The sequence below is a fragment of the Haloechinothrix sp. LS1_15 genome (genome assembly GCF_033042135.1).
Lineage (GTDB): Bacteria > Actinomycetota > Actinomycetes > Mycobacteriales > Pseudonocardiaceae > Haloechinothrix.
The window spans coordinates 1-5,807 of record NZ_WBXM01000024.1 but is presented as its reverse complement, the minus strand read 5'-3'; the positions used below and the strand labels follow the sequence as shown (position 1 = coordinate 5,807).

Sequence of the window (5,807 nt, the reverse complement as noted above, 5' to 3'; positions counted from 1 at the left end):
TGTCACCGTCATCCCACGAGACGAGCCTGCCCGCATCGTCATAGCCGTACGAATTCCGCCCCGCACCAGCCACACCACTGGTGTCCTTCGACCTCAGCCGCCCAGCCTCGTCATAGCCATAGGCGATCGCCGAGTGGGCAGCCGACGCCCGTACGCAGGCGCTGGCCGAGCTCGGCGTCACCGAGCAAGTCCCGTCGGAGTCGACGATCCGGCGTTATCTGCAACGGCGCCCTTCTACTTGCCACGCTTGCGTCCCGAACTCCTCGCCCGCTTCGGCGCAGGTATCGGCCAGCCCGGCAGATCATCAGTCGCGGGCGGCATCGACGAGTTCCCGGAATTGCGCAAGACCTGCCGCTCCAGCCGCCGCACCGGGTCCTCTAACGCGGCGTTTGCCTCACGCAGCTGCACAACCAGCCCGATCAGCTCCTCATGCGCCAACTCCTCCAACCCGGACACAAACCAAGCTCATCACCGAGCACAGTGCTGCTGTCACCCACCGACACTCCGAAGACCAACTATCACCTGAACGCCTTCGCCAAATGGCTACATTATCATCGCGGTCAACGCAATCAGGTCATCAGCTCAACCAGTTTTCTCCGTGAACTGACAGGCGAATCAAGAAGTCTTGCCCACTCTGTAACCGCCCGTGATTATCGTCCACCACACAATCAACACCTACCAATACGGCGGGTAGAATCTGTGCTATATCGCCCTGCTTACGGAATTCGCAAACGACAGTGACCGGGTTACCGACACACGATGTGATGTAATCTAGTTCTTCGTCAGAATAATCTTCAACCACCTGGGTGTCTATATTAACTGCGATATAGCCACTCGTAGTTTCCAGGACATACCGACTTTCAGATTCCGTGCAATAGAGGCGGCCATACCCCTTCATCCTTTCTGCTAAATCAGGCACACTCCAACCTTGTCGTAAGTGCAATACGATTGATCGTGACACCTATAGCTCCCGCCTACGGCCTTAGTATCTCTACCAGCTCTTCCTCGCTCTGAGTCACAAGATACCCACGACGCTGCAGCTCACGCACTGTGCCGTGCTTCGCTTCAGGAATGTAGGCGATGACCGGATCCGCTGTAGAGCCTTGCGTTCGCTCCATTTGGCCGACGATCCCCCTAGCCGTTCCGGACTTAACTTGAACGATTGCGTTCCGGGTTCTTATGTCCATATCAGTCACAAGTTTGCCATCTGAGCCGCGCATCGGCACATTGACGCCAGTAACATGTCCTGGGTGCGAAGCTTCAATGGCGTTCGCAGCCTCCTCCACCAGAGGATCGTCCGAACTCCAACTACCACCATCGGGAGATGCTGGACTTCCGCATTCCCATGCTTGTGCGCTGCGGTTTCCGTCGGATCGGGTGTGTCCGCCTTGGGCGCAAGCGTCGTCGAGATGGCCCTGTGCGGGCGGTACGCCTGCCGGATCACTTGGATGTCGGCCGATCTCGTCCGGTTGGTAGGGCTGGTCACCGCCAGCGTCGTTGCTGTCACCGGTGTCGCCGACGTGGGGATCCAGGATGCCAAGGTCGATCTCTTCTGGATCGTTGAGCTGCTGCAGCATGCAGCTCACGCCCGGCGCGATCGTCTCCGACGACGGCGGCCGAGCCGCCGGTGTCATCGCATCCCGACGCACCCGCTCCCGCTGAGCCGCCCGCCGAGCCGCACCCCTGCCCGCGCTGCGCGCCGTGCTGCGCACCACGTTGCGCGTCGCCCTCGGCGAGGCACCCCAACCCGCCCGCGACTCGAGCTCACCAACGTCGATCGATCATAGGAGAGCGCGGAATCCGTAACATGTGTTCGACCACTTGATGCCGACTGACAAGCCATTCACACACTGACTCGTTACTTGGAGTACGAAACTTCAATAGGACCGGAGAGCACCAAGGACGACAATGCGACCGAAGCACATGCTACTACTTGCGGCCACCTAGAGTCAGCCAAATAGACTTCGTCATCGCGATCTCCCAAGTCGTCAATCAGCTCATCCAAGATCCGGCCCAAAGCTGCCAGCCGAGTAATCTCGGGGCCATCAACAAGTATCGATCCGACCGCCGACTCAGGGTCCGGCAGTACGGACCAATCATCGTAAAGCGTATGCACAGCAAGATCAAACGAATCATAATAGTTACCATGCGGTAGTTCTTGCCGAATCCACACCTTTTCCTGGTATTCCGGATCGCTTAACGACGCTACAGCGCTCAGTACTTCCCATCGCGCTCGAGGAAAATCTATATTTACAGTCACGGGCGATACCACTCCGACCATGAGGGTTATTCACGAGAATCGGTAGAAGTGTAGTCCGACGACGGCGCTGATCGTTTGTTTGAAGGTGTCGAGTGGTCGCCGGTAGTCGGTGTGCATGATTCTCCAGGTTTTGAAGTTGGCGATGGTTTGCTCGATGACGTAGCGGATCCTATTTATCTGGGTGTTGAATTCTTTCTCCCAGTCCATCAGGTCGCGGCAGGCGGGTTTTTTTGATCGGGGTGATCATGTCGGCTCCGACGTATCCTTTATCGCCGATCCAGGTGCGGGGCTCGACCTCTCGCAGAGCGGCGGACTCGGCCAAACAGTGCCTGTCGTGCCGGCTCCCGTCGATCGGATCGGAGATCCACGCGAGCGCGCCGGACAGTGTGCAGGCGACCTGCACATTCATCCCCGTGGTCTCGTGCTTGCCGGAGTACAGCTCCGGATGATCGGCCCACGACCAGCACGGAAGCAACGTCCCATCCACGATGTACTGGGTCTGGTCGTCGAGATCGTCGGCGGTGGGCACATACACCTCCAGTGCTTCACCCAGCAACGGCGTGATCGCCGCGACGGCCCGGCTGATCGTCGGCTGGGACACCTCGTAAGCCTCGGCCAACTCCGCCTGAATCCGATTACGCCGCAGATAAGTCAACGCGACAACCACAGATCGGAACAGTCCGAGAACCGGCGGCCACATCTTTCTCCCATCATCGATTTCGCGGTGGATCATTGCGCACAGATCCATGATGTCTTCCCGCGCAAGCCCGGTGGTATGATGCATGTCGGCGGTCCGTTTTCGTGAGGCTTGAGTGTGGTAACCCAATTCTCTCGATAAACGGACCGCCGCTCATGTCAACACGCCACACCCAAGCGCATCGTTTAACCCCTGTGAATAACCCTCCATGTACGCCACCGCGTAACGAAATATGAGCATTCACCGGGTTGTCCTTTACAGGTCCCGATATAACCCGGCCATCACGGCCACTGACCCTGCCGTCCTTTCGTACAATTACGTGGCCCACGCGTTGAGCATCCCACTTAGATTTCGGATGCCCGCGATCGATCCTAATTCATTCCCGGTTTGGATTTGTCCCGAACCACCTTACACCGGATCGCTAATTCGTGTTGGGCTCACCAGATTCCCAAGGCTCTGGGATCTTACTGGTGACGCCCGGATCGCATCGTGGGTCACAATCGTCACCCTCGCCAGGGCGGGCTGCCGGTGGCCGGGGCCGACCTGTCGGCCGATCGGTGGGCCCCGCCTGTCCTCGCGGCGAGCTGGACGGGCTCTCGACGGTTCCCCCTGCTAGGGCTTGCCACTACCAACGCTGCTGCTTACACCGGTGTCGCCGCGATGGGGCAGGTTCCCGAGGTCGACGCAACACCCGACTAACCCCGCCCCGGCAGCATCACATCCAAACCACCGCGACCTGCGGGTCACGACAGATCAAAATCCTCGGCCACGGCTTCGTGACGGGAGAACGGTAAGCTTGCTGCACTGGCTGAACGCTAGTTCCATATCGAACAGCCGCTATTCATACACCAGCCCCACCGAGAATACCATGCCAATTAATGACCAACCCGGAGACTCTGGGACACTTTCTCCCCTATTCTCAAAGTACCCTTCCACGTCCGCCAGCCAAGCTGCCGATGCTCGTATAAAATCGACTGTGTGAAAATTCTCTGACGTCATATTGCCAGCGCTATCAGCCAGCGCGTTAAGATAGTCCACCAAGTCAGTGAGGTGATCTCAGCAAGATCGTTGTCGGTTGAGTCTGGCGCGGAGTGAGGGTGGGATCCTCGGCACGCTGATGGGCGGGAAGGTGCCGGTGATGGGCGTGGAGCCCCAGGTAGAAGAGGTCTGACCAAAGATCATCGGCACCGTGAGGCTCCACGTGATTGCCTATCGTGCCACGCTCAATGTCCCCCGTGAGCTTGCTCTGTACGTCAGCCGGCTGCTGCGCCAGGAACGTCGGCGACGCCGCACCCGGAAGGGCACGCGGGCGTTGACCTGCTTTGGGCAGGCCGTGCTGGGGCTGCGATGGTTCAGGGAGGGCGCCGACATCACCGTGCTCGCCGAACGGTCCCCCGACCTGCACGAGCCCCTGCAGGACGCCAAGGACGACGCTGCGGGCTCTGTGGTTCTCGACGGCAAGGGTCTTCTCCGCCGACCGCTGCGGCGAGCAGTCCACCAGCGTCACAGGCACGCAGATCGATGCGTGGTACTCCGGCAAGGCCCACCAGCACAGCGGCAACATCCACGCCCTCGTCGCCCCAGGCGGGCGCCCGCTATGGGTCTCCGACGTCGAACCCGGCTCGGTGCACGACATCACCGCCACACGCGACCATGTCCTGGCAGCGTTGTCCTGGGCGGCGTCGAAGCCGAACCAGCCCACACTGGCCGACAGTGGCTACGCCGGAGCAAGCATCGGCGTGCACACCCCGGTCAAGCAGCCCACCGACTACCGTCGGCCGGATGTCGACAACCGCACCGACAACGCCCTACTCCGCGGGCTGCGCGCCCTCGGCGAACGCGGCTTCGCCACACTCACCGGCCGCTGGCCAACCCTGCACCACATCACCCCCAGCCCCCGCAAGATCGACCGAATCGTCAAAGCCGCACTCATCCTCACACACGCCGAACACGGTCGGCCCGCATGAAAGTCGCTGAGATCACCTCAGTGTCAACAAATTGATTCAAGAACACTAGTCAAGCTGCGAAAGTGGATAACTGTCTAGCAGGTAATGAATAAACTTATGGAGCTGAATGGTGTCGGTTACTGCACGCAGGGACGCAAAAGTGTGGCTCCGTACATCAACCAGCGAAACATAGCCTTTCTCTTCCTCTTTAGCTACGAACCATACATAGCAACGAAAGAACTCGGGTAGCTCGCTAGTAGCAGCGTACCGAAAGGCAGGTACCAGGAATGCCAGACTCTGTGTGGAAACCTGGTTCGCTAGACTTCGACCTGAACTCCATCTTGCACTTAATCCGAAATTCTCGGAGTCAAAGTTCAAGTATTCAAGATCTTCAAATCTAGCGATTCGGACAACGAAGTCGTCCTCGCCTGAAGAAACCTTCTCTCTTCGTTGTATATTTTTCATTTAATTATCCAAACCTACCACGTCCAAAATCCGTCCGAAGGTAACTCGGGATCATGCGTATCGATTTTTATGTACGTGTCAGGATTTATTGTACTGGATGGGTCATTCATTCTTCTCAGTAGCTCTGCTACTCGATGATGCCCATCCACTATGCGACCGTCTCGTCGCACCAGCACGGTATTCCCGTCAGGAGGGTCGTTAAATGATGCCACAAGCTCATCGTCGCTAAGCTGGCGCACTGCATCTTTCTTAGGCTCCTCCAGCTCATGAATCGGTATGAGCTCCGACACATCTTGGGCTGTCGTACGACACCCAGAGTCCCATGCTTGTGCGCTGCGGCTTCCGTCGGATCGGGTGTGTCCGCCTTGGGCGCAGGCGTCGTCGAGGTGGCCCTGTGCGGGCGGTACGCCTGCCGGATCACTTGGGTGTTCGCCGATCT

6 protein-coding genes and 1 pseudogene are annotated in these 5,807 nt (G+C 58.7%); 1 reads left to right on the top strand and 6 read right to left on the bottom strand.

All coding sequences use genetic code 11. The annotated features are described in order from the left end of the window. The 6 genes from F8178_RS20295 to F8178_RS20270 all read right to left on the bottom strand — a co-directional run. The coding region (locus F8178_RS20295; RefSeq protein ID WP_317496459.1) for a hypothetical protein at positions 1–181 on the bottom strand (181 nt) is incomplete at its 3' end. A gap of 53 nt (positions 182–234) precedes the next feature. After that, positions 235–456 carry a hypothetical protein gene (locus F8178_RS20290; protein ID WP_317496458.1) on the bottom strand — a complete coding sequence of 74 codons (222 nt, stop codon included), beginning with the start codon at positions 454–456 and terminating at the stop codon, positions 235–237. Positions 457–577: 121 nt separating this feature from the next. After that, entirely contained in the window at positions 578–919 is a 342-nt protein-coding gene (locus F8178_RS20285; RefSeq protein ID WP_317496457.1) for a hypothetical protein, read from the bottom strand. Positions 920–974: 55 nt separating this feature from the next. Beyond that, positions 975–1,577, bottom strand: a complete 603-nt coding sequence (locus tag F8178_RS20280) for a hypothetical protein (RefSeq protein ID WP_317496456.1) — start codon at positions 1,575–1,577, stop codon at positions 975–977. 713 nt (positions 1,578–2,290) lie between these two features. Further along, the gene (locus F8178_RS20275) at positions 2,291–2,467 is read right to left on the bottom strand and encodes a transposase family protein (RefSeq protein WP_317496455.1); all 177 of its coding nucleotides are present in this window, start codon (positions 2,465–2,467) and stop codon (positions 2,291–2,293) included. Further along, positions 2,430–3,044: a transposase family protein gene (locus F8178_RS20270; RefSeq protein WP_317496454.1), complete on the bottom strand. Its 615-nt coding sequence runs from the start codon at positions 3,042–3,044 to the stop codon at positions 2,430–2,432. The genes F8178_RS20275 and F8178_RS20270 overlap by 38 nt, the downstream gene beginning before the upstream one ends. Positions 3,045–4,158: 1,114 nt before the next feature. On the opposite strand from F8178_RS20270, the pseudogene F8178_RS20260 reads away from it, so the two are divergent. Next, a pseudogene (locus F8178_RS20260) lies at positions 4,159–4,924 on the top strand (transposase family protein). The last annotated feature ends 883 nt before the right edge of the window (positions 4,925–5,807 follow it).